13 protein-coding genes are annotated in these 23,894 nt (G+C 73.4%); 9 read left to right on the top strand and 4 right to left on the bottom strand.

Going from position 1 to position 23,894, the window contains the following annotated elements; genetic code table 11:
• Positions 1-123: 123 nt before the first annotated feature.
• Together AB0N90_RS24535 and AB0N90_RS24530 are read left to right on the top strand one after the other, a co-directional pair.
• Complete coding sequence (locus AB0N90_RS24535; RefSeq protein WP_365200032.1) at positions 124-750, top strand: HAD family hydrolase; 627 nt, start codon at positions 124-126, stop codon at positions 748-750.
• Between the two features lie 39 nt (positions 751-789).
• A complete protein-coding gene (locus AB0N90_RS24530; RefSeq protein ID WP_365199916.1) occupies positions 790-1,026 on the top strand; it encodes a hypothetical protein in 237 nt (78 codons plus the stop codon).
• 387 nt (positions 1,027-1,413) lie between these two features.
• Here AB0N90_RS24530 and AB0N90_RS24525 read toward each other — a convergent pair whose 3' ends face one another.
• Both AB0N90_RS24525 and AB0N90_RS24520 read right to left on the bottom strand, forming a co-directional pair.
• Positions 1,414-2,184 carry a maleylpyruvate isomerase N-terminal domain-containing protein gene (locus AB0N90_RS24525; RefSeq protein WP_365199913.1) on the bottom strand — a complete coding sequence of 257 codons (771 nt, stop codon included), beginning with the start codon at positions 2,182-2,184 and terminating at the stop codon, positions 1,414-1,416.
• Between the two features lie 49 nt (positions 2,185-2,233).
• On the bottom strand, positions 2,234-2,737 hold the full coding sequence (locus AB0N90_RS24520) for a MarR family transcriptional regulator (protein ID WP_365199911.1): 504 nt from the start codon (positions 2,735-2,737) through the stop codon (positions 2,234-2,236).
• A gap of 58 nt (positions 2,738-2,795) precedes the next feature.
• Here AB0N90_RS24520 and AB0N90_RS24515 point away from each other — a divergent pair, with 58 nt between their 5' ends.
• The gene (locus tag AB0N90_RS24515; RefSeq protein ID WP_365199909.1) at positions 2,796-3,737 is read left to right on the top strand and encodes an amidohydrolase family protein; all 942 of its coding nucleotides are present in this window, start codon (positions 2,796-2,798) and stop codon (positions 3,735-3,737) included.
• Positions 3,738-3,794: 57 nt separating this feature from the next.
• Here the strand turns inward: AB0N90_RS24515 and AB0N90_RS24510 are convergent, their stop codons facing one another.
• Both AB0N90_RS24510 and AB0N90_RS24505 read right to left on the bottom strand, forming a co-directional pair.
• The gene (locus AB0N90_RS24510) at positions 3,795-4,982 is read right to left on the bottom strand and encodes an MASE1 domain-containing protein (protein WP_365199907.1); all 1,188 of its coding nucleotides are present in this window, start codon (positions 4,980-4,982) and stop codon (positions 3,795-3,797) included.
• 735 nt (positions 4,983-5,717) lie between these two features.
• Positions 5,718-6,968, bottom strand: coding sequence for a GAF domain-containing SpoIIE family protein phosphatase (locus AB0N90_RS24505; RefSeq protein WP_365200029.1), 1,251 nt, complete (start codon positions 6,966-6,968; stop codon positions 5,718-5,720).
• A gap of 476 nt (positions 6,969-7,444) precedes the next feature.
• On the opposite strand from AB0N90_RS24505, the gene AB0N90_RS24500 reads away from it, so the two are divergent.
• From AB0N90_RS24500 to AB0N90_RS24475, 6 genes are all read left to right on the top strand, one after another.
• Positions 7,445-8,893 (top strand): hypothetical protein, encoded by a 1,449-nt coding sequence (locus tag AB0N90_RS24500; RefSeq protein WP_365199905.1) that lies wholly within the window; start codon positions 7,445-7,447, stop codon positions 8,891-8,893.
• A gap of 67 nt (positions 8,894-8,960) precedes the next feature.
• Positions 8,961-13,070 carry an AAA family ATPase gene (locus AB0N90_RS24495; RefSeq protein ID WP_365199902.1) on the top strand — a complete coding sequence of 1,370 codons (4,110 nt, stop codon included), beginning with the start codon at positions 8,961-8,963 and terminating at the stop codon, positions 13,068-13,070.
• On the top strand, positions 13,063-16,755 hold the full coding sequence (locus AB0N90_RS24490; protein WP_365199901.1) for an AAA domain-containing protein: 3,693 nt from the start codon (positions 13,063-13,065) through the stop codon (positions 16,753-16,755). Before AB0N90_RS24495 ends, AB0N90_RS24490 begins: the two co-directional genes overlap by 8 nt.
• Positions 16,748-19,996, top strand: coding sequence for a hypothetical protein (locus AB0N90_RS24485; protein WP_365199898.1), 3,249 nt, complete (start codon positions 16,748-16,750; stop codon positions 19,994-19,996). Before AB0N90_RS24490 ends, AB0N90_RS24485 begins: the two co-directional genes overlap by 8 nt.
• Positions 19,993-22,434 (top strand): ATP-binding protein, encoded by a 2,442-nt coding sequence (locus AB0N90_RS24480; protein ID WP_365199895.1) that lies wholly within the window; start codon positions 19,993-19,995, stop codon positions 22,432-22,434. The genes AB0N90_RS24485 and AB0N90_RS24480 overlap by 4 nt, the downstream gene beginning before the upstream one ends.
• A 767-nt stretch (positions 22,435-23,201) precedes the next feature.
• Complete coding sequence (locus tag AB0N90_RS24475) at positions 23,202-23,891, top strand: GAF and ANTAR domain-containing protein (RefSeq protein WP_365199893.1); 690 nt, start codon at positions 23,202-23,204, stop codon at positions 23,889-23,891.
• The last annotated feature ends 3 nt before the right edge of the window (positions 23,892-23,894 follow it).

Genomic DNA, 23,894 nt, shown 5'->3' with positions numbered 1-23,894 from the left:
CCGACCGAGCCGACCGAGCCGACCGAGCCGACCGAGCCGACCGAGCCGACCGAGCCGACCGAGCCGACCGAGCCGACCGAGCCGACCGAGCCGACCGAGCCGACCGGGCCGACCGAGCTCGTCATATTCGACTGCGACGGCGTACTGGTCGACAGCGAGCGCATCGCCGCCCGCCTCCAGGTCGCCCTCGGCGCCGAACTGGGCTGGCCGTTGAGCGAGGACGAGGTCGTCGGCCGGTTCATCGGGCGCTCGCACGCCGCGATCCGCGAACAGGTCGCCGATCGGCTGGGCGCGGAGACCGCCGCCGTCTGGGCGGAGCGTTTCGAGGAGCTGCACCGCGAGGCCGTCGACGCCGAACTCGCCCCCGTGGACGGGCTGATGGAGGCCCTCGACGCGATCACGCTGCCGACGTGCGTGGCCTCCAGCGGGTCCCATGACAAGATGCGGCACACCCTGGGCCGTACCGGACTGTACGACCGTTTCGCGGGCCGGATCTACAGTGCCACCGAGGTCGCCCGCGGCAAGCCCGCGCCGGATCTGTTCCTCCACGCCGCCCGGAGCATGGGAGTCGAGCCGGCCGCCTGTGTGGTGGTCGAGGACAGCGGACCGGGTGTGCGGGCCGCGCGCGCCGCGGGGATGCGGGCGTTCGGGTACGCAGGGGGACTGACACCCGCCGAGCGGCTCGTGGGGCCCGGCACCGTCGTCTTCCATGACATGCGCAAGCTGCCCGCACTCATTACCGAGCAGTAATCTGCTGGGTTGTCAGTGCCGTGCGCTTCACTGTCCGTCATGGAGCTCACGCAAGCGACCGTGGACGACCTGCTGGACCGGCTCGGCCCGGTCGCCGGCCATCTGTACCTGCCCGGCGCCCTGGACCCGCAGGCCCTGACCGACCTGCTCAACGGCAGGTACGGCGCCCCGCGCACCCTCGTCCTCGACGGCTTCACCGATCCGACGGCCGACGAGGCGAGGGGAGCCGCGTTGCTCGCCCCCTTCGAGGGTCGGGCCGTCACGATACGGGCGTGAGCGTACGGCGACCGATGGATCGGCACGGGCACCGCCCGGGACGCGGCGAGCCCCGTGCGGCCGGTGCTGATGGCCGCTCGCCGAGAGGTGCCCGAGCCCTTGGCAGCCGCTCCGGGCGAGGACGTCGACTGGGTGCGACGGCTCATACGGATCACCGGCTGGCCGAGTTCGTCTGCCGCATCCTCGTCGACCCGCACCACCCGTACACGATGGCCCGCCGCTTCGACGCCCATTGGTTCATGACCTACGGGGGGATGGTTCATGAGCTCCTGAGGGGAGTGGGCCGTGAACTACCGGGGAGAGTGGGCCGTGAACTATCGGGGAGCTGGTCCGCGGGCTTCCGAGGAAGTGGTCCGCGGGGTCCCGTGGGTTGCCGGGGAGCGGCGATCAGTAGCCGCCCAGCAGGGTCCGTACCCGGCGCAGGGTCTCGGGGCCCGCGGCGCTGTGCCAGCGGGAGGGGTCTGAGGGGCGGCGGCCCCATAGGAGGAGGATCCGGGTGGCCGCGTCGCTCTCGATGGTGGCGGGGCCTTCCGGGGCGGCCAGACGGATGCCGGCGGTGTCGGCGTCGGCGCTCAGCACGATGTCGTCCGTGCCGGGGGTGCGCAGACGGGCTTCGAGTCGTTCGTCGGCGGCGAGATCCAGTTCGGCTCGGCCCCGGGCCGGCAGGGGGCGGCCGACGGAGACGACGCTGTGTCGGGTCATCCAGGGCTCGTCGAGCGCTCGTACGGCCGTACGGTCGTCGCCGGTCAGGTCCCAGCGGTGCAGGATCAGCTCCTCGCGCATGTGCTCGGCGAAGAAGGGAGCCGTCACCGTCCGGCCGGTCCGTGTGATCTCCGTGTCCGGGGAGAGATCCCGCGCGGCGGCCGCGGCGACGTCCGTCAGGCGCGCGCAGTTGCGCAGGAAGGCCGACCAGAGGTCCGCGTCGGACAGCCGGTGGTAAGGGGCCTCGCGGTCAAAACCTCGGGTCGCCACGGGCGCGCCCGCGAGGAACGCCTCAAGGACACGGGCCAGTTCCTCGGCGTTCCCCGCCTGGTGGATCAGCACGTCCCGCACCGTCCAGGCCTCGCACCAGGTGCCGTCGTCGGGCCGCCGCGCCTGTACCGCGCGGGCGAAGGGGGCGAGTTCCGGCAGGGTCTCCGCGACCTCGGTGGGGATCATGCGGCCATGGGTAACCGGGGTGGGGGGTCGGTCAAACCGGCCGGGGGACTCAGCTTGCGCCCGGGTCGGCGACCAGGTCCGTGAGGCGGTGCAGCAGCGTGACCAGCAGGGCGCGCTCGGCCGGGGTGAACGCCTCGTAGGCACGGGCCTGGCGCTCGCGCAGATGGCCCCGGAGCACGGCGAGCCGCTCGGCGCCGTCGTCGGTGAGGCTGACCAGGACACGCCGTTCGTCCTCGGGGGAGCGGCGGCGTACGACGATCCCCTTCGTCTCCAGCTGCTGGAGCATCCGCGTCGCGGTCGGGACGCTGACGTCGGCGCTGCTCGCCAGCCGGCCCACCGGCAGGTCCGGCTCCGTGGCCAGCGGTTCGAGGAGGGCGACCTGGGGGAGGGAGAGGCCGCCGTAGTGCTCCGCGCTGGTCGTACGGGCCCGGCGCATCGCGAAGAAGAGGGCGTCGGCGGCCTGGGAGATCTCCTCTGCGCCGATGTCACCGGGCGCCACCGACTGGTCCTGCGCCCAGGCGACGGCGCGAGGGTTGTTGCTTCTGTCACTCACGGGTGCTACCTTAGCAAAGCAATCGTTAGCAGGCTAAATGTTAGGAGGGCAAGAGAGTATGACTGCTTCTCGACGTATCGATGTCCACCAGCACCTCGTCCCGGGGGCCTATCGGGAGGTGATGGAGCGGCATGGCGCCACGGCCGCGGGCTGGCCCACGCCCGCATGGGACGCGGAGAGCGCGATCGCGATGATGGACCGCCGCTCGATCGCCACCGGCGTCCTCTCGGTCAGCTCACCGGGCACTCACTTCGGCGACGACGCGGAGGCTCGCGCGGTGGCCCGGAGTGTCAATGAGTACGGCGCGGAGCTGGTCAAGGACCGCCCCGACCGCTTCGGACTCTTCGCGAGCCTGCCCCTGCCGGATGTGGACGGCGCGCTCGCCGAGGCCGCGTACGCGCTGGACGAACTGCATGCCGACGGCGTGGTGCTGATGTCCAACGCCGATGGCCGCTATCTCGGCGACAAGGAGTTCGCCCCGCTCTGGGAAGAGCTGGACGCCCGCGGCGCCGTGGTGTTCATCCACCCCACCGGCTCGGCGCTGCCCCTGCTCGACGGCCTGCCCGGCCCTGTGGTCGACTTCCCCTTCGACACCACCCGCACCGCGCTGCACATGACGGTCAACGGAGTGATGGGCCGGCACACCCGGATGAAGGTGATCCTCTCCCACGCGGGCGGCTTCCTGCCCTACGCGGCCTGGCGGTTCACCGCGGGCGCCCAGTTCAACCCCGGCACCACACCCGAAGGCATCCTGACCGACCTGCGGCGCTTCTACTTCGACACCGCCCTCTCCGCCAGCCCCTCCGCCCTGCCCTCCCTGCTCGCCTTCGCGGCTCCCGGCCATGTCCTCTACGGCAGCGACTCGCCCTTCGCCGCGGAGGAGTATGGCAGGCTCTTCGACTCGATGCTCGACGGCTACGACGGTTACGAGCCGGGAGGGCTCGACGCCATCAACCGGGGCAGCGCGGAGGCCCTCTTCCCGAGACTCAGGGCGGCCTGATCGCGTCGCCCTCGGGTGAGGAAGCGGCGGTACGGCCCCTGCCGCGCACTCCCTCTCTCAGCGCGGGTCGGCCGGTCTGCGCGGGGGTGGGGCTGGCCGATATGTCGAGCGGGAGTGGTGGCGTTCCTCGCTGGGGCCGGGGCCGGGGGTGGGACCGGTGGTGGGACTGGTGCCCGGGCCGGGGCCGGTGCCGGGGACGGAGCCGAGGTCAGGGAGGGGGTGCGATCTGGAGTCGGCGTCTGGGGCGAGACGCGGGCCGCGGCGGGGGCGGGAGTCGGCCGTGGGCGGTATCGGCTGGGTGCCGGTGATGGAGAGCCGGGACACCAGTTCGGCGAGATGACCGCAGGCCCGGGCGATCTCCTTCTGGGACCTGTCCCGCTCGCTGACGGTTGCCGCGACGAGCAGCGCGGTCAATGCGGAGGAGCCGTTGTAGGCCTGGAGGGTGACCATGTCGGTGAGCATGCCGTGCCTGGCGAACGGACCCGAGCCATGGTTGGCGGCGATGATCGCGAAGATCGACACGGCCAGGGCGACAGGTGCGGCGCCGGCCAGCCGGAAGCGGAAGGCGGCCCAGATCAGCAGCGGGAAGCCGAGGAAGAGCAAGGGGGTGGAGCTGGTGTCGATGAACCCGACACAGGCGGTGGCCGCGAGGAGCAGCAGCACCTCCGCCCAGCGGGAGGGCATCACCTGTCTGGGCAGATGTGCCCGGCACAGCACCAGCAGGACAGGCGTCACCACCAGGACACCCATCGCGTCGCCGGTCCACCAGACCCACCAGGTCGTCCAGAACCGGTCGGTGTTCAGGGCGTTGGTGAGGACCAGCGTCCCACTGCCCGCCGTCGCGCTGACCAGCGTGCCGGTGAAGGCGCCGAGGAAGATCAGCGCGAGCGCGTCGTGTAGCCGGTCCAGTTCGAGACGGAACCCCGCACGTCTGAGGAGGGCGTATGAACACAGGGGAGCGAGCGTGTTGCCCACGACGATCAGGAACAGCGCGGCGTACGAAGGCCCGAGCGAGAGGTTGGCCAGCAGCGCGCCGAGCGTGATGCCGGGCCAGATCCGCGGACCGCGCAGCAGCAGGGCCGCCACAGCGATACCGGTCGGCGGCCACAAGGGGGTGACCTGGCTGCGCACCAGTTGCTGAAGCAGCCCCAGCTCGGCGGAGCCGTAGTACAGCGCCGCGACCGCACAGATCTCCAGGGCGGCGACACCGCCGCGCCGGAGTCCTCCATGCCGCGCGACCGTCATCGGGCGACCTCCGCATCGACACCGCCCCGGCCACCATCATCCGCCGTATCCGGGGGATCCTCCAGGGCAGGGGACGGCCGGGGCCAGTGGGTGAGAACGGGTCGAGGGATGGGTCCTGCTCGGCGGGGCCGCGGCTGGATGCCGGTGGGATGGCGGTGGGCCGGACCCGTGGGACGGGCCGGGGTCGGAAGGCCGGACCGATGAGGCACGACGGCGAGGCGTCGGTCGGGCGGAGGCCGCGCCCACGGGGCGACCGAGGGCTGCTGAGGAGCAGCGGACTGGATCGCCTACGCCCGGAGCGGAGAGAGGCGGACCGGAGAGAGGCGGACCGGAGAGAGACGCGGATCGGAGGGAGGCGCGGATCGGAGTCGGCCGGACCGGAGGGAGGCGGGCGGACGGCGCGATCGGCCGGCTCGGCGGACGGCCGGGTGAAGCCGATCGACGGACGGCACGGCAGCGGTCGGCCAGACTCGCGGGTGGCCGGGTGGCCGGGTGGCCGGGTGGCCGGGTGGCCGGGTGGGCTGTCGGTGGAGCGGCGAGGCGGTGGTCGGCCGGGTCGGAGCTGTGGCGGGGGCTCCTGGATCGGGAGGCGGTGGTGGTGGGCCGGATCGGCGAGGTGGCGGTTGCCGGGACGTGACGGGTGCCCGGATCGGGATCGGCGGTGGGCCGGGCCGGGACGGGGACGTGACGGTTGCCCGGATCGGTCGTGAGGCGGATCCGCCGGGCCGGAGCGGGTCAAGCAGGTGGGGTGCGGAGGGCCAGGACCGCCATGTCGTCGTGGCCGTCGCTCGGGTGGCGGTCGGCGAGGGCCTGGACGAAGTCGTCCAGGGGGAGGGAGGCGTACTCGGTGGCGAGTTCGGCCAGTTCGGCGAGGCTCTGGTCGATCGGATGGTCGGGGTGTTCGACCAGGCCGTCGGTGAAGAAGACCACCGTGGCGCCGGGCGGTACGAAACAGGAGTGGTCCGGGCGGGGCAGCCCGGGGTCGACGCCCAGCGGCAGGCCGGGATCGGCGAACAGGTACTCCGCCGGGCGGCCCGGCGCGAGCAACAGGTGCGGGACATGGCCGGCGGTGCTCCAGGACAGCCGCCAGCCCCCCTCGGCCGGTTCGATACGGGCCAGCGTGGTGGTGGTGATGGGGTTCTCGGTGATGGCCTGAAGGGTGTGATCCAGTTGGGACAGGATGGTGCCGGGCGCGCTGCTCCGGTCGAACAGCAGGGCGCGCAGCATATTGCGGGTGGAGGCCATCGCGGCCGCGGCCGGCAGATCGTGGCCGACCACGTCCCCGATGACGACCGCCACGACGTTGCCGGGCAGCGGGATGGCGTCGTACCAGTCGCCGCCGAGCTGGCTGGGCTCGGCGGCGGGCCGGTAGACCGCGGCGGCGGTGAAGGGGCGCAGGTCGGGCAGGGTGGGCAGGAGCAGGCGCTGGAACTGCTCGGCGCCCTCGCGGACCCGTTCGAAGAGACGGACGTTCTCGATGGCGATGCCGGCGGCGCCGGCCAGGGCGATGACCACGCTTTCGTCGTCGGCGTCGAAGGGCTCTCCGTCCTGGCGCTCGGAGAGATAGAGGTCGCCGTAGATCTCGCCGCGGACGCTGATGGCGACGCCGAGCAGGGTGCCCATGTACGGATGGTTGGGCGGGAAGCCCACGGAGGACGGATGGGCGGCGATGTCGTCGACCCGCAGCGGCTCGGGGTGGTGGATCAGCTCGCCGAGGACGCCCCGGCCGTGGGGGAAGTCGGTTCCCGCGAGGGCGCCCCGTTCCTCCTCGGTGAGGCCGGCGGTGATGAACTGCTCCAGCTCGTCGCCGGAGGGGGCGAGCACGCCGAGGGCTCCGTAGCGGGCGCCCACCAGGTCCATGGCGGTGGTCACGATGCGGTAGAGGACCGAGGGCAGCTCGTTCTCGCGGGTGATGGCGACCACCGCGTCCAGCAGGCCCTGGAGCCGGTCCATGGCGTCCAGCAGGCTGCGCATCTGCTCGTCCATGCGGCCCAGCTCGGTCCGCAGGCGGACATGCAGATCGGAGTCGTCCGGCTGCCTGGGCGACGCCCCGTTCTCGGGCCCGGCCATCAGGGGCTCCCCGCGGCCGGGCGTCCGGTCTCGGAGCGGTACATTGCGCCCTCTTGGGGTGACCCTGAGTCATCAGGGGGTGGGGCGGGGCACGGCGAAACTGGCCTTTCGGTCATCTGTCAAAAAATAGGGCAGTGTGTGCCGTCCCGCTGCTCGCCCAGGGCCCCGACACGCGGGCGGACCTCGAAACATGCGCTCGGCGGCCGTCCCGGCCCGGTGTCCGGGGCACTCGGGCGCGGCCGGACACGACCCAAGCGGAAGGGGTAACTCCCAGGTCAGACAGGTCAGTTGAGGCAGTCACGGAGCGTGTTGCGCTGTGCTAGCCTCTTGGATTCCGTCCATGACATCGGCCCCAGGGGACGCGGGCCGTCAGAGCGTTCGAGGCGAAGCTCATGCGCAGAGACAATCCGGGACGAAGGCTGCACGACGCCGTGGTGATCGTGCCAGGCATCATGGGCAGCGAACTCAGGGAGGCCGGGACCGGCCGGAAGTTATGGGGGGTCGGAAAGCTCCTCACCTATACCGCACGGGCCCACACCGAGCGGCTGCGGCAGCTCGCGGTGACCGAGGACGAACGTGCGGGCCGTACCGGACGCGTCGAGGTGACCGGGCTCCTCAAGAGCTTCGAACTGCTGCCGGGGTTCGGCTCCGCCCACCCCTACACCGCGATGGTCGCGGAGATGCGGCGCAGCGTGGTGGACCCCGCCGCCCTCCTCCCCTTCCCCTACGACTGGCGGCTGTCCGTCGAGCACAACGGCGCCCTTCTCGCCGCCGCGGCCCGCCGCCACCTGGACGCCTGGCGCGCCCACCCCGAGCACCGGAAATACCTGGACGCCGACCCCGGGGCGGGACCCGCCCGGCTGGTCTTCGTGGCCCACTCCATGGGCGGCCTGCTCACCCGCGAGGCCCTGCACCTGGACAGCACCCTGCGCGGCGACATCCGGGCGGTGATGACCGTCGGCACCCCCTTCAACGGCTCGGTCAAGGCCGTGCTGATGCTCAACGCCGGCAAGGGCCTGCCGTTCCCCGTGCCACCGGCGGTCCTGCGCCAGGTCGCCGCGACCATGCCGGGGCTCTACGACCTGCTGCCCAGCTACCGGGCCCATGAGGTGGACGGCGACATGGAGGTGCCGGGTGTCGAGGACATCGTGGCGCTCGGCGGGCGGCGCGAGCTGGCGAAGGCAGCCGTGGACTGGCGTACCAGCCGGGCGCAGACCACGCTGCCCGAGCATGTGACCGTCGTCGGCATGGGGCAGCGCACCTGGACCAGTTACCGGCTCGCCGACGGCGTCGCGCTGTTCGACCGGTACCTCTTCAAGCGCTACAACGACGGAAGGCTGTTCCCGGACGCCGAGGGCAGGCCCCAGCGCGATCCACGTACCGGGGACGGCACGGTGTACCAGTACGCGGCCCAACTGCCCGGCACCGCACGGCCGGTGCACTTCTATCACGAGCACGGCGACCTCATCCGGACCCGCAGTGTCCTCGACATGGCCTCCGGTCTGATGCACGGGCTGCGGCACCCGGAGGAGCGGGGCGCCATGCTGGGGGACGAGGCGCGGTACGAGCTGTGCGCGCCGGAGTGGTCCGCCCTGGGCGAGCCCTTCGCCATCGAGGTCGACGGGGTCGCCCGCGGCGCCGACCTGGAGTGCAGGGTGCGCGGGGTCAACGGCCTGGACGAGCTGCTGACCCCCGCCCTGCGGCCGGTACCGGGCAGGCCCGGCGTGCTGGCGGCCTCGTGCACGCCCGGTCGGCCGGGGATGTACGAGGTGGAGGTGACCGGCGGCGAGGAGCCGAAACGGCGCCTCGTCCCGGTCCTCGACATGGTGCACGACGGCTGACGCCATGGCGGCGGAACTGGTGTCGGCGGGACGCGAGCCGACGGCCGTGGGGGACGGGACCGGAGCCGTGACCGACACCGGGACCGTCGGGCCCGCGCCGCCGGACTCGCCCGTGTCGGGGGCGTCGCCCGTGTCGCCCGTCGTGCCGCGGCAGGGCGGGCAGGGCCGGGACGGGACGGTGGCGGAGGCGTTCGACGTGCGGGTGGTGCCGGTCGGGCATGTCGCCGGGTATCCGAAGGCGGACACCGCGGCGGAGGCGGCCGCCGTGCTCGACGTACTGCGGCGGATCGGGGGACAGCCGGTGGCAGGGTCCTCCGCCGGGCCCGGCACCGTGGACTCCCTCGGCGCGGCCGACGACGAACTCGCCCGCTGGTCGGGGGAGTACGGCGAACCGGGCGAGCGCCACCCGAAGGAACGGCCCTCGGCCCTGGTCTGGCTGGGGCACGGTCGCCGGGGCATCATGGGCCCGACCCTGCTCGTGCCCGGCTCGGCGGAGCGCGGGGACCACGCGCAGCTCACACCCGATCTGTTCGCCCACCATCTCTACGCCGAGTGGGGCAACCGCCGTGCGGAGGACGGGCATTGGGCGATGGTGGTGATCGAGGCGTGCAAGTCGTCGGACTTCGCGAAAGTGGTGCGTGAACGGTTCGACCGTTCGGCCGCGATGGACGACGCCCCCTACTCCATTCTGCTGATCGCGACGGGGAAGGACGCGGCGCAGGCGTACCTGGGGACGTTCCGGGAGACGCTGGAGGACTATCTGGACGCGCTCACCAGCCATGACGTCTTCGAACTCCATGAGCTGCGCCGGTTCTTCAAACAGGCGGGACACTACTGCGAGTTCGGCGGTGAGTCCTGTGCCGAGCTGAAGCTGCTGGCGCGGGACCGGGTGCCCTTGCCGGGGGTCACCACGGTGGCCGAACAGCGGCGCAGGCAGCGGGAGTTCGATGCCGCGCCCGTCCCCGCGCCCGCGGTCGGGGTCACGGCCTCGACAGTCGAGTCGCCGGAGGAGCGGGAGCGCGCCGGGTATCTGGAGGTCGTACCGCATTTCACCGGGCGGGAGGCGGAGCTGGCCGAGGTGCTGCGGTGGGGCACCGGGCCCGGGCCGGGGCCGGAGCGGGTGCTGATCGTGCCCGGGGCGCCCGGCGTCGGCAAGTCCGCTTTCCTGGGGCAGGCATTACGGCGACTGAGGGAGTCGGGGGCTCGGATCGGGGCCGTGCTGCGGCTGACCGGGAGCACCGTGGCGGAGGTCCGCGACCGGCTCGAAGGGGTGGGGGCGAGCCGGGCACCCGGAGGGGAGTGGGGGCCGGTTTCCCCGGAGGCCGCCGAGCGGATCCTCGTGGTGGCCGACGCGCTCGACGAGGCGCGGGACCCGGTGCCGACGGCCCAGTTGCTCCTGGCGGCGACGGAACACCCCCAGGTCTCGTTGATCATCGGCACCCGCAGAGCACCCGGCGACGACGGGGATCCCGAGGGCGCCCGGATCGATCTGCCGACGGTGCTCGGCTCGCACACCGGCAGGGCGCGGGTGCTGGAACTCCTGCCGGACCCGGTCGCGGCCGGTGCCTACGCCGCCGACGGGGTGCGCAGGGCGCTGCGGGAGGGCGCCGACGCACCGCGGGACGAGGCCGGCGCGCTGCCGCAGGGGGCGGACCCCGGATGGGCGGAGGTGGTGGCCGAGACGGTGCGGGCGGCCGTCGAGCAGCATGTGCGGGAGGGGGACTGGCAGTTCCTCCAGGCGGCGTTGCTGGTGCAGGAGATCGAGGGGAGTCCGGGGGTCCTGTCATCGGATCCGGAGGCGTGGCAGGCGCTCCTGAAGCTCCTGGACAGGGATCGTTCCGGGCTGTTCGGGGCGGCCGTGGCGCGGATCGGGGCGGAGATGCCGATGGCGCTGCCGTTCCTGCGGGCGCTCGCGCTCGGTCATGGCCGGGGGCTGCCGCGGGCGGACGGGATCTGGCTGCGGGCGGCGAGCGCACTGGCCGGGCCGGGCGGGTGCGCGTCGGACGAACGGACGCTCACCGAGTTCCTCGGCAAGGCCGCCGCCTATGTGCTGCTGGACGGGGAGGACCGGCGCAGCGTCTACCGGCTGGCCCATCGCACCTATGCCGAGCGGCTGGCCGCCGAGGTCACCGCCGAGCAGCGGCTCGCCATGCTCACCGCCCTGCTGGAACTGGCCGCCGGCCAGATCGCCGAGGGCCGGCCGCCGAGCCCGCACCTGGAGAGCCGGCTCGCCGAGTACGCGGCCGACTGCGGCGCCTCCGGATGGCATCAACTGGCGGCGCAGAAAGGTGTGTTGGACCGGCTTCGGGTCGCGGCGCTGTGCGGGCTCGCGCTCGCCCCGGGGCGGCGCGGCGGTGGCACGGTCCCGACCGACCTGCCCATCGAGATCCTGGGCACGGTCACCTCGGCGCATCTGATCGAACGCTCCACCGCGGCCGACCGGCCCGGACTGCGCCAGCTCGGCGGGCTGCGCGCCTGTGGTGAGCCGCACCCGGCCGGGGACGGCGGGGCATGGGAGGTGTGCTGGGGCGCGGTGCGTCGTACGCCGCCGCATCTCCAGCTCGACGCCGGGCAGATGGTCACCGCCGTCGCCGCGCGCCCCGACCGGTCATGGCTGGTGAGCGGCGCCCGCGACGGCTCGGTGACCCTGTGGGAACCCTGGCGCACCCACGCCCCGGTCCTGCTGACCCGCGGCTCCGACAGCCCGGTCACGGCGGTGGCGGCGAGCGGCGCGCCGGGGACGGCCGACGGCCCAGCGGGGGCGACCGACGGCCCATCGGGGATGGCAGGCGATGTCCCGGGGACGGCCGGCGATGCCCCTGCCGGGGTGGGCCCGGCCCTGGTCGTATCGGCGCATGAGGACCGTACGCTGCGGATCTGGCGCCCCGGTGCCGAGACCGATGCCCGTGCGGGCGAGCGGGTCCTGGAGGCGCCCGAGCCGGTGTGGCAGCTGGTGGCACTGCCCGATGGACGGTTCGCGGTGGCCGGGGAGACGGGCTGGGTGGCGGTCCTGCACCCCGGCGCGGACGGGGAGCGGGGAGGCGCGCGGTTGTCGCCCGCGCCGGGCGCGCCCGGCAGCGATGTGGTGGGCCTCGCGTCGGTCACCGGGCCCGAGGGGGAGCCCTGGCTGGCGGTGGCAGAGCGGGCCGGGGATCTCACCCTGTGGGAGGTGGCCGGGGAGGTGCCGCGGCTGCTGCACACCATGAGCCTGCGGCGTCAGCTCGTGGCGCTCACCGTGCTGGCGGGTGCGGAGCTGGCGGTGGCCTGCGAAGACGGTTCGCTGTGGCGGTGGGACGCGTCGTCCGAAGGGCATGCGGCGGTGCAGCAATTGAACATCCTGGGTCCGGCGTTCAGGGCGGGAAGCTCCACGGCGCTCGTCGGATGGCAGGCGGGGGACTCCGGCTGGACGGTGCTGTGGGGAGACCCCCGTGGCCTGTGGGCCATGGCGGTGGACCAGCCCCGTCGATCGGTCGGGGGCGGGGCGGGCGCCGGGGTCCGCGGCCTCGCGGTGCTGGCGGGGCCCGACGGGCGGCGGGTGGTGGCGGCCGCGGCGGAGCGGGGTCCGGCCATCCACTTCTGGGACCCCTCGGCGCATCTGACCGGCGCGGCGCGGCGCGCCGAGGTGCCGTTCGGCCGGATCATCGGGATGCACCGGTACGTCACCGAGGAGGGGGCCGAGGCGTTGGCGCTGTGTCATGAGGTGCGGACGCCGGGGTGGACCGAGCGGACCGTACGGGTCCTGGGGGCGGCCGACGGCCGGGAGTTGGGCGGGGAAGCCGACCGGGCGGGCGGCCCGGGGTGGGACGGTGCCGAAGGCCGTCGGCCCGAGGCCGTGACGCGCGCGCACCAGGGCGACATCAGCGGCTTGGTGGCGCTGCGCGGGCGGTCGTACCGAGGGATGTGGGCGAGCGCCGATGACGACGGCGAGATCCAGCTCTGGGCCACCGATCCGCCCCCCGCCCGCCGCCTCACCCCCCGCCTCACCCCCGGCCACCGCATCCGGCTCGGCTCCCCGGTCCTGGGCCTGTCCGCGCTCTCCGGCGGGCGGCTCGCGGTGGCCTTCAAGGACGGCGTGGTCGTCCTGTCCGTGGCGGCCGCGGGGACCCGGGAGCGGGACACCGGCGCGGTCGAGAGCTCCAGTCCCAGGAACGACGAAACGGGGGACCAGGATGGATGAGCCGTGGGCAGAGCTGGACGTGGAGTTCCAGATCAAGGACCTCTTCACCGGCGCGCGGGCGGTCTACGCGCCGGAGGGCGGCGGCTGGGAGCTCGACGGCGGGGTCGAGCATGTCATCGACGGATGGCTGACCCGGTTCGTGCTGCGCGCCCCGCACGGCGAGGAGCCGCCCCGCGAGGTGTCGCTCTTCCACGGAGTGGACGATCTCGCGGGCGAGTTGTGGGACCACGAGGTCCGGAATCTGCTGCGGCTGCGGATGCTGGGGCATCCCGCGCTGCCGGAGATCGTGGACGGGCGGTTCGACAGGACGAACCGCGTGGCGTTCATCATGACCCGCAAGATCGGGGGACCGCTGGCGGAGCAGGACTGGGCCGATGTACGGGAGTGGGTCGGCAGCTACCCGGTCGTGGCGTTCGAGCAGTTCAGCCTGCTGGTGGACGCCCTCAGCCAGCTGCACGGCACCCGGATCGTGCACCGCAATCTGACTCTGGGCGCGATCAGACTGGCCATGGAGCCGAGCCGGCCGGAGCGCGCGGCCCTCGCCCTGACCCGGTTCGAACTCAGCGCCCTGCTCAAGAACTTGCTGCATCACGTCGCCGGGCCGGACGACCATCGCGCGCAGGACGTACGGGAGTTGTTCCTCACCCCGCCCGCAGACGTCCCGCCGGCCCGCCATCTCGCCTACCTCGCGCCCGAGACGCACCCCTCCCTCCTCGGCAAGGTACTGGTCCGCAGGCTCGACCACGGCAGCACCGATGTGTTCGGACTCGGCGTGCTCGGCTGGGAGTTGTTCCTCGGCGCCGTCACCGAGCTGCTGCCCGAGGAGTGCGCGGCGGTCGAGCAGGCACCCGAAGAACGGCTCCCCGAGGCCCTGGCCGCGCTGCACACCGCGATGCGCCGGACACTGACCACGACCACCAGCATGCCGCGCCGGCTGCGCGAGGTGCTGGTGGACATGCTCGACCCGTCCCCCAGCGGCCGTATCTCCTCCTTCGACGCGGCGGCCACGCTGCAACGCCACTGGACGGAGATCACCCTCAGCCTCGCCCCCCTGGAACAACACGACGAGAAACCAAGGCTGTTGGCGTTCATGCCGGAGAAGTCCGTGCAGACGGTGTACGAGAGCCGGGGCTGGACCGACCACCGCCCCGACACCCCCGAGGGCTGCCGGGAACTCCAGACCTTCCTGGAGGACGAGCTGCGCCAGGCCCAGCTGGTGCACAGCCCGAGCGGCGCCCAGGGCTTTGTGCACGGCGACTCGCCGCAGTCCCAGGCCGAGGCCGAGTGGGCGCTCATCGGCAACCAGGCGGTCTGGTTCTGTGCGTTCCACTACGACGAGGCGATCTCCGGCCGCCGCCGGAAGGTCCACAAGGACACGCTGGTCATCAAGTACCTGCTGGACAAGCGGTATGCCGACGATCTGCTGACCGCCTGGCCCCGGCGCAGCATCGGCAAGGTCGACCTCGTGCCCTTCTGGGTCGGGCAGAGCCTGGACAAGGGCGGCGAGCCGCGGCCCTCCTGGGAGGAGCTGACCAAGGCGGTCGTCACCGAACGCGCCGTGGACCATCAGGGCTCGCAGCGACTGCTGCGGTCGTACCGGTTCATGCTGGAGTACCAGGGTGTCGCCCTCCGTGCCCGCCAGTACCCGTATGTGCTGGTGCGCTCGGAGGAGGGCGACGCGATCGTCCTCACCCAGGACCATGAGCGCGACCGCCGCTGGCTGCACGGCGACCCGCTGCTCACCTCCTACGCCCAGCCCCGGCGCAGGCCCCCGCTCGGCGACTTCGCCCGGCAGCTGCTCACCGAGAACGAATGGGCGCGGGTCACCCTGGTGGAGGACCGCACCGGCCGGGACGGCCACCCCACCGACCCCTACTTCGGCGGCCGGGCCGTGGAGGCGCGGCTGAAGGTACGGCTGGACGCGGACTCGGTGCAGATCCAGCCGCTCGGCGGCCGCCAGGTGCCCGAGCGCGGCTGGCTCAGACCCGACGAGGACCGCGGCACCGAGACCCAACTGCGCCGCGAGGCGCGCGGACTGGACTCCCTCGCGCACAAGCCGGGCCTGGTGCGCATCCTGGACGCGCCGGAGGCCATCGAGCTGCGCAGCAGGGGAGTCACGAGCCGGGACCAGAGCGAGCTGCGCGGCAAGGGCCAGGCCATCGTCTCCAACATGCTGCGCTTCCACCCCTTCTACGCCCTCCAGGGCCCGCCCGGCACCGGCAAGAGCACCGTCGTCGCCAAGGCCCTGCGGGACTTCCTGGAGATGGAGCACGGCTCCCGGGTCCTGGTGAGCGCGCAGTCGAACGACGCGCTCGACCAGCTCGCCGAGAAGATCCTCAAGGAGCTGCGGCCGCGTATCGAGGACCGCTCCCTGCTCGCCCTGCGGGAACTCTCCCTCAGCCAGGAGCGGGAGGAAGTCCGCAGTCCGGTACGGCAGCTGACGGCGGCGGACATCGTCAAGGACCTCGTGGCGCACATCGTCCGCCGGGTGGAACTGGGCTGCGAGGGGGCGCGCGGCGAGGACGAGAAACGGCTGATGAAGCGGTGGGCCGATCTCGCGGGCGACACCCAACTGGAGCTGATCGAGCGGGTGAAGTCCGGCGCCGACATCGTCTTCGCCACCTGCTCCATCGCGGGCAAGCTGTCCGAAGAGGTCAGCGACCCCAGCGACATGTTCGACTGGGTGATCATCGAGGAGGCCGCCAAGGCCTGGCCCACCGAGGTCGTCATGCCGCTGGTCCGGGGAGTGCGCTGGACCCTGGTCGGCGACTACCAGCAGCTCGGCCCGCACCGCGCCCAGGACATGCAGAGCTTCCTGGAGGGGCTCGCCGCCCACGAACACGACCGGATCCAGGCCCACTACGCCAACCAGGACACCTACCTGGACCATCTGCACATGTTCCGGCGCTTCTTCGAGGGGCACGACCCGCGGCGCACCGCCTCCGCGCGGCGCCCGGTCGACGTCCTGGTCACCCAGTTCCGTATGCACCCCGACATCGCCACCCCCTTCGCCCGGGCCTTCTACCCCGACGCGGGCCCGACCGGCACCTTCCTGACCTCGGACCCCTTCATCGACCAGATCCACGGCCGCACCGAGCCGCCGTACGTGACGAACGCGCCGCTGGTGTGGCTCGACACGGCGCGGCACGACGGCTGCCGCGACACCCCCTACTGGGGCAACGAGGGCGAGGCGGAGCTGATCGACGACCTCGTGGCCCGGCTCGGGCTCGCCCGCCGCACGGACCCCGGCGGCCTCGTCGTGATCACCCCCTACCGCAAACAGGCGGGCATCCTGGAGGCCAAGGGGCTTCGGGGGCGGGTGCACACCGTGCACTCCTTCCAGGGCGGCGAGGCCGAGGTGGTGATCGTCTCCCTGGTGCGCAGCGCCGTGCGCGGCGAGGGCATCCGAGGCAACATCGGGCACACCGCGCAGCCCGAGGTGGTCAATGTGATGCTGTCCAGGGCGCGCCAACTACTCGTCGTCGTAGGGGATCTGGCGCATTTCGAGCAGTACGGAGGCGCGGACTGGGGGACGGTCATCCAGGCCTTCCGGGACAGCGGGGTGATCGTGGACGCGGTCACCGAGGACATCATCGGCGGCCGTCGGGCGGTCCTGCCCCCGCAGCGGGCCGAGGCGTCCGAGGGCGCCGCCGCAGCGATGGCAGCGGAGGACGCCGGTGAGTGAGACGACCCTGGTGGCCCTGCCCTGCCGGGTGATCACCCTGAGGGTGGAACTCGGTTCGGAGGCGGGCGCCTCGACGCTGGAGGAGCTGGTGCTCGCGGCGGTGGCCGGCGGCCGTACCACCGTCGACTCCCTCGGCGACCTCTTCTCGCTGCCCCGACGGTTGATGCTGGACGTGGTGCACGCCCTGTGGAGCCGGGGCTTCCTCGCCGTCGACTTCACCTCCCACACCCTGGAGGGCACCCCGGCCGCCGAGGCGGTCCTCGGCGACGGCGACGGCGCGCAGACGGTCGCCACCAGCGTCGATTCACGCAAGTTTTTGTTCGACCCGGTGACCGAGACGATCCTGCCGTACCGGGACGGCAGCGTCCGGGCGCCGCTGGGCGCCCTGGAGATGCCGGTGGCCCGGGGCGTCTCCGCGGAGGACCTGCCGCAGACCGAACTGCTGCGCGCCGTCCGCCAGGCCGTCGCCAAGGACCGCCGCGACCGGGGCGTGCGCCGCCGGGTGCTGAACGTGTCCTTCACCAACCCCGTGCTCAGCCCGCCCGAGGCGGTCCGCTGGAGCACCGTCGAGGTCGTGGTCAAGAGGGACCCCGGCAGCAGCCAGATCGCCGCGGTGCCCGTCGAGGCGCCGCCCGGCTGGGGCCGCAGGGGCGCCCAGCTCTTCCAGGCGCACATCACCCATCTGCTGCACACCCGGCCCGAGAGCGCCTTCGTCAAGAAACTCCTGAACCGCCAAGTCCCGGAAGTCGTACGGCCCGACACCCTCAAGGAGCTGATCCGCGACCTGGAGCAGCTCGCCGAGGGGCTGGACGGCGCACCCGAACTGCCGGACCTGCCCGGCCGGCACCACGCCCTGGAGATCAGGGCGAACCAGCTGCGGGAGCAGATCTCCGAGGCGCGCAGGGCCCGTTGCGGGGCCCAGCGGGTGGCGCCCGGGGCCGGGGTCGGCTATGTCGTCGGCGATCTGATCGACCGCGCCGAACACCAACTGGTGCTGGCCGCGCCCACCATCGCCTACGACGCCCTCAACCCGCTGCTGCCCGGCATCGAGGAGGCGCTCAGACGGGGCGTCACCCTGGTCCTGCTGTGGGGCGAGCACCCCTCGGCGAGACTCGAACCCCGGTCCGAGACCGCCCTGTTCGACCTGAAGGCCCGCTACCCCGGCAAGGTGCTGCTGGAGAAGCGCAGCAGCTCCAGCGCGGCATCACTGCTGATCTGCGACAACCGCGCCGCCTACGTCGGCTCCCGCGGCTTCCTGTCGGACGGGACCGGCGCCGGGGTGCTCGTGGAACCCTCCGAGGACACCGACACGCCCCCGCTGTGCGTGGCCGACCTGCTCAGCTGGGTCCGCAGGGTCTACACCTACTGGGACACCGCGCAGAGCATCGCCATCGCCCCCGACGACTTCGGCCGCACCGGACGCGGACTCCCGGCCGAGCCAGCGCGCTGGTGGCGATGGGAACCCCCGGAGCTGCCCGAGGGGTGGCACGAGGACCCCGTCGGCTTCCAGGTCGGCTGGGCGGCCGCCTGGGGACGGGTGCTGCGCGAACTCGTGGACGCGGTGAACGACGTGTACCGAGGTGCCGACCCGGTGGTGCGCGCCGTATGGGACGGCGCGTACGCCGAGGTGGTCGGCCGCCTCGTCGCGAGCGCGGGCGCACGGCTCGCCGTCACCGACGACCGCGCCGAGCACGAGGCCTGCGACGAGACCCTCGCCCTGCGGCTGCGCCGACTGCGGGAGACCGGGGGCATCGTGCACCTCCAGCATCCCTCGCTCAGCGGCGGCCGGCGCACCGCCACGGCGTACGACGCCCTGCTCAAGGCCCTCAAGACGGACGGCACCCTGCGCGTCGGCAAGGCCAGGGCGCGGGCGGTGCTCAGCGACCACGAGATGGTGGCGGGCAGCCATCACCCCGTGGGACATGGGACGACGCATCCGGGGCAGGGCGCGGTGGCGCAGGTCGGGCTGCACATCGTGGGGACCGCGTTCACGGTGGACTTCGCGCGGGAACTGGGGATCCCGGAGTGGTTCGGGGCCCCGGGGGACCCCGGGGGCGAGGGGCCGCAGTACCACCCCACGGCCGGGGTGTTCGCCGCCATCCCGCTGGACGACGACCCCTGGACGGCACTGGCCCAACGCGAGCGGGCGGGCCGGGGCGCGGAGGAGCTACGGCGGTATGCGGCGGCGTTGCTGATGGGCCAGGGCGAGGCGGAGGGGCCGGGCGGCACCGAGGACCAGGGCGCGGATCCCCGCCGCCCCGATCCCCACCGCGCCGACTCCGACAAATGGTCGCGCTGGCTCCTGGAGGACGCCTGGCGGCGTGGGGCGTTCATGGAGGCGTACCTGCTCACCCCCCTGCTCGGCGGCGGCCCCGGCGCGCTCTCCGTCGAACTGGCCGCCGTGGCACTGCCGTTGGAGCACGGCCCGTTCGGCGAGCAGCTCTTCTTCAGCGCCCTCGCGCTGGAGGCGGCCCCGCCCGAGCAGCGCACCGTCGCGCTCGCGGGCGCCGTCGCCGAGATGCTGCTGCACGGCGGTGACACGGGCCGGCTCGCCTGCCGTCATCTGACGGAGGGGGCGCCCGCCCAGGGGCTGCCGACGGCCTGGCTGGAGCTGGCCCGCGCCGCCCGCGCCTGCTTCGAGGCGGCACCGGCCCCGTTGCCCCTGCAGGACGTCGACGAATGGGCGGCCGGCCAGGAGCGCTCGGCGCGCACCGACGAACGCTGGGCGCGGCTCGCCGCCGAGGTGGCCGACTTCGAACAGGCGAAGAACCACTTCAGCTTCACGGACGGCCAGAAGCTGCACCGCGCCCTGTTCCGGCCGCACGGTATCCTCGCCGAGGTCCGCGAGATGGCCCACGATCCCCGGCCCGCCGACCGCTGGGCCCCGGTGATCGAGGGGCTGCCGCAGGGCGAGCAGGAGATCCGCACCCAGCTCGACCGGATGTCCGCGGATCTCGGCCTGCGCAAGATCGAGTGGAGCAATCACTTCGCCTACGCCCGCCGCCTCGCCGAGTTCATCGCCGAGGCCAGGTCCCTCGTGGCCCGCTCCGAGGAAGGGCGCCAGGGCCCGGCCGCGCTCCGACTGAGCGCGGCCCAACGGCGGTTCGCCCTGCACCTGGACGATTCCTGGCATCAACTGGTCAAGGAGGCGGACGAGTTGGGCGAACCGGCCTGCCATCCGGCCAAGGCCCTGCTGGAGGCGCTGTCCGCGCTGCCGAAGGCCGGGAAGGAGAACGCATGAGCGCGCCGAGCCACGACAGCCAGGTGCGGAACCATCTGGACGGCGCCCGGCATGTGCTCGGCACCTGGCCCGGCCGGTTCCGCTACCCCGAGGTGCTGGCCCTGCTGGCGCGCAGGCAGTCGTCGTACGGCCCCGAGGATGCCGTCGAGCTGGCCCGCGCGGTCCTCGCGCGGCTCGGTGGCCGCCCGGTGGGCGTCGTCTGCGAAGAGCTGCTGGAGCGGGGCGAGTTCGACGCTGCCGAGTATCTGCTCGCCGGCTGCGCGGACCTGCGGCCGTACGATGCCGAGCGGCTGGCCCGGCACCTGGAGAGCCTGCGGGTGCGGGCCGCGGAGCTGGTACGGCAGCGGCTCGCCGACCTCGCCCGGCGCGCGCAGGGCGCGGGAGTGGCATGGCGGGACGACCCCGCCGAGACCGAGGCGCTGGTGGAGCGGGCACGCTCGGGACGGCCCCGGGTCGTGGCCCGACTGGACGCGCTGGCCGACGATCTCGAACGGCGCATCGCGGACGCCGCCCGTGAACTGGCGGACCTGCTCGCCCCGATGGAGCGTACGGGGGCGGAGGGCCGGGGGGCCGCCCGCGTCCGGGCCCTGCTCGACGCCGGTGAACTCGTCGCCGCCACCGCCCTGTTGAACCGGGAGCCGCCCGGCGCCCCCATCCCCGAGGGCATGACCGCGCCGCCGGTCTGGAAGGCCGAGTGGGACCCGCGCCAGCTCCTTGACTGCCACCTCAACCCCGGCCGGCTGCGGCCTCCGGCGTTCGTGGACTGGCGGGCGGCCGATCGCGAGGGACAGGAACTGCTGGCGGCGTACGGCAGATTGGAGCACGATCCCTCCGCCGAGGCGGCCGCCGGGTTCGCCGACGCGCTGTGCCGCTTCCTCGGGGCGCCGCCCGGACCGATGACGGCCACGCCGGTCGCGCGCAGTCCCTTCCATCTCGCCTTCCTGGACGGCCTGTTCGGCGGCCCGGCCCTCTCCCGGCTGCACCCCACCGGACGCGTCGACCTGTACGTCGGCGGACCCGGCGCGGTCGGCCTGCCGGACACCGGCGAGGACGAACGGCCCTGTGTGGTGGTCGGCCCCCAGGTCGAACCGTCCGGCTACACCGACCGGCGGCACACCGCGGTGCTGACCCTGCGGGACCTGCTGCGCCTGGTGGTGCTCACCGACGTACCGGACCGGGCCGCGGCCCTGCTCGGCGTCCTCGCCCCGCAGTGGCCGGTCTCGGCCCTCGCCGGGCACAGCGGCTCCGAGCTCGGCCGGATCCTGGGCGGCGAGGCCGACGTGGCCTGGCGCACCCTGCGCTGGATCAGCCGGCTGTCGCTGGGCTGCGGACCGGCGGCCGTGCAGGCCATGGAGCACTGCACCGGCATGGACCCGTATCTGCTGCTGGTGATGCTGCGGTACGCGCAGGACCCGGTCGACGGCGCGGACCCGGTACGGCGCTGGGCGGCGGCCGAGGGCGGCTGGCAGCGGGACGAGGCGCTGACGCACGCCCTGCGCGAGGAGCTGACGGCACGCTGCGGCGGGCCCGCGGCGGAGGCGGCCTGGTGGGCGGCGCTGGCGGCGAGCGACGCGGTGGGCGGGCAGGTCGGCCGGGAGGAGGCGGCGGACATGGCGGAGGCGTGCGGCGCGGAGCCCTGGGTCAGGGAGCGCGTCCTGGCCGCCGTCGACGAGCTGGTGCGCCGCGGAATGCTGGCCGTGGTGCCGGACGGCGGCGAGCTGCGGGTGCCGCTCAGCGGTGTCGTACGGGCCCTGCGCGCCGAGGCCGAGCAGCAGCTCACCGTGCTGCTCGGCAGGCTCGCGCTGGAGCGGGAGGAGGGGGGCGAGGGCCCGAAGGCGTGGCACCTCAACCGCTACGCGACCGTGCCGGTGTACGCCCGTCTGCGCGAAACCCCTTCCGCGTACGAGGAGTTCACCGAGGAGGCCCAACTCCAGCTAGCGGAAGAGAACTTCACGGCGACCGGAACCCCCGACTCCGAACCGGCCGTGCTACTCGCCGCCCTGGGGCCCGAGTTCGAGGAGGCGCACCCCCATGTCCGCCTCGATGTGCGCTGCCCGCCGGGACTGCGGGTCGCGGTGCCGGAGCCCGTGCTGCGCGCGGTGCTCTACGAGGTGATGGACAACGCCGCGGAGGCCCTCGCCGGGCAGGACGGGGTGCTCCAGATCCTGGTGGAGCGCGAGAGCCCCGAGGTGCTGGTCGTGCTGCGCGACAGCGGCCCCGGCCTGCCGGAGCGGGCCCGCTCGCGCCCCGCACGGATCTTCGGCCCCACCTGGACCACCCGGGGCGACGGCCGGGGCCGGGGCCTGCACCGGGTCCGCCGCTTCCTCCAGCCCCGCGCCACGGACGACGTCTCCGCCGACATCGAGGTCCTCGACCCCGACAACCGCGCACTGACGGGAGCGGCGTTCCGCCTGGTCCTCCCGGAGCGCGACAGCTGACGCACCGCACGCCCTGCCCCGCCCGGCGGATCCTCCCTCCCGGGCTACGCGGCCCGGCGGCGACCGGGGGGTCTCGCTCTTCCCGGCGAGGCGTCGTCGTTCCGGGTGTGCGCGGCCCGGTCCTCGCCTACCCGGCGGGCCCTCGCCCTTCCTGCACGGCCGGCGCCGGCCGACCTCGGCGGGGCCTCGTCCTTTTGGACCGCGCGGCTCGGCTCTCGCCGGCTCGACGGAGCCTCGTCCTTCCGGGCTTGTGCCGCCCGCTCGCGCGCGTGCGGTGGCCTTTGTTTCCGCGGGCCTGCGCAGATCAGCTGTCGTGGGCCCGGCGGGGTCTCGCTGTTTCGGGTTCGGGTGGGCCGGGGCTCTCCCATCGCGGCGGGGTCTCGCTCCTCCCGGCTTGTGCGGGCCCGCGCACTCCCATCTCGACGGGGCCTCCTCGTTCCGGGCTTGCGCGGACCGGCCCTTGCCCTCCCGGACCAGCCCCCGGGGCAGCACAGCCGCCGCAGTCGCCGGGCCCGCACGGCCCCCCCCGCAGCCCCCGGGCCCGCCAGATCGGCCCCCGTCCGGACCGCTCCCGCCCTCCGTGGCGCTTTCCCCTCGTCCCCACCCGGCACGCTCCCCCTCCCCACCCAGCGCCCCACCCCTCACCTCCCCCCTCACCCAGCGGCCCCCACCCCCCACCTGCCCCGGTCGGCCGAGGTCGGGCAGGGATGCGATGGTGGAAACAGGGCAGGTGGTCGGTCTGGTGAAGGCAGGCAGGGAGGAGAACGATGGACTGGCGCGCGTTCGCCGAACGGATGGCAGCACTGGCGCGGGATCTGCTGGCGCAGGACACGGTGACCGACACCCTGGAGCGGATCACCCGGTCCGCCACCGAGCTCGTGCCCGGCTGTGACGCGGCCGGCATCCTCATCCTGCACGCCAAGGGCGTCAGCACCCTCGCGCCGACCGACCAGGTGGTGACCGACAGCGACCAGTTGCAGGAGCGCCTCCAGGAGGGGCCCTGCTACGACGTCGCCCGTCCCGAGAGTGACGAGCGGGTGTTCCGGATCGCCGACTTCCGTGAGCCCAACGCGGGCTGGCCCCGCTACGTGACCGAGGGCCGCAAGCTCGGCCTCGGCAGCATGATGGGCTTCCTGCTCTACACCGACGAAGAGGACCTCGGCGCGCTGAACATCTACTCCCGCAGCCCAGGCGCCTTCACCGAGGCCAGTGAGACGGCCGGCTGGCTGCTCGCCTCGCACGCCGCCGTCGCCTTCTCCAGCGCCCGCACCCACGCCCAGCTGGAGCAGGCCGTCGCCACCCGGCACATCATCGGCGAGGCCATGGGCATCCTCATGGGCAGCCACGAACTCACCGAGGGCCAGGCCTTCGACGTGCTGCGCCGCTACTCCCAGGACAAGAACGTCAAACTCCGGGAAGTGGCCCGAATGATCTGCGAACGCGGCGGGCTCACCTAGGCT

The sequence above is a fragment of the Streptomyces sp. NPDC093018 genome, from assembly GCF_040684035.1.
GTDB lineage: Bacteria > Actinomycetota > Actinomycetes > Streptomycetales > Streptomycetaceae > Streptomyces > Streptomyces murinus.
The sequence above is the reverse complement of the archived record's forward strand: the minus strand, read 5'-3'. Positions and strand labels throughout refer to the sequence as shown.

What these genes read in the sequence shown, in the direction of transcription:
- AB0N90_RS24530 (WP_365199916.1), top strand. Translation starts at nt 790, where the DNA reads ATGGAGCTCACGCAAGCGACCGTGGACGACCTGCTGGACCGGCTCGGC.
- AB0N90_RS24525 (WP_365199913.1), bottom strand. Translation starts at nt 2,184, where the DNA reads ATGATCCCCACCGAGGTCGCGGAGACCCTGCCGGAACTCGCCCCCTTC.
- AB0N90_RS24515 (WP_365199909.1), top strand. Translation starts at nt 2,796, where the DNA reads ATGACTGCTTCTCGACGTATCGATGTCCACCAGCACCTCGTCCCGGGG.
- AB0N90_RS24510 (WP_365199907.1), bottom strand. Translation starts at nt 4,982, where the DNA reads ATGACGGTCGCGCGGCATGGAGGACTCCGGCGCGGCGGTGTCGCCGCC.
- AB0N90_RS24505 (WP_365200029.1), bottom strand. Translation starts at nt 6,968, where the DNA reads ATGGACGAGCAGATGCGCAGCCTGCTGGACGCCATGGACCGGCTCCAG.
- AB0N90_RS24500 (WP_365199905.1), top strand. Translation starts at nt 7,445, where the DNA reads ATGCGCAGAGACAATCCGGGACGAAGGCTGCACGACGCCGTGGTGATC.
- AB0N90_RS24490 (WP_365199901.1), top strand. Translation starts at nt 13,063, where the DNA reads ATGGATGAGCCGTGGGCAGAGCTGGACGTGGAGTTCCAGATCAAGGAC.
- AB0N90_RS24480 (WP_365199895.1), top strand. Translation starts at nt 19,993, where the DNA reads ATGAGCGCGCCGAGCCACGACAGCCAGGTGCGGAACCATCTGGACGGC.
- AB0N90_RS24475 (WP_365199893.1), top strand. Translation starts at nt 23,202, where the DNA reads ATGGACTGGCGCGCGTTCGCCGAACGGATGGCAGCACTGGCGCGGGAT.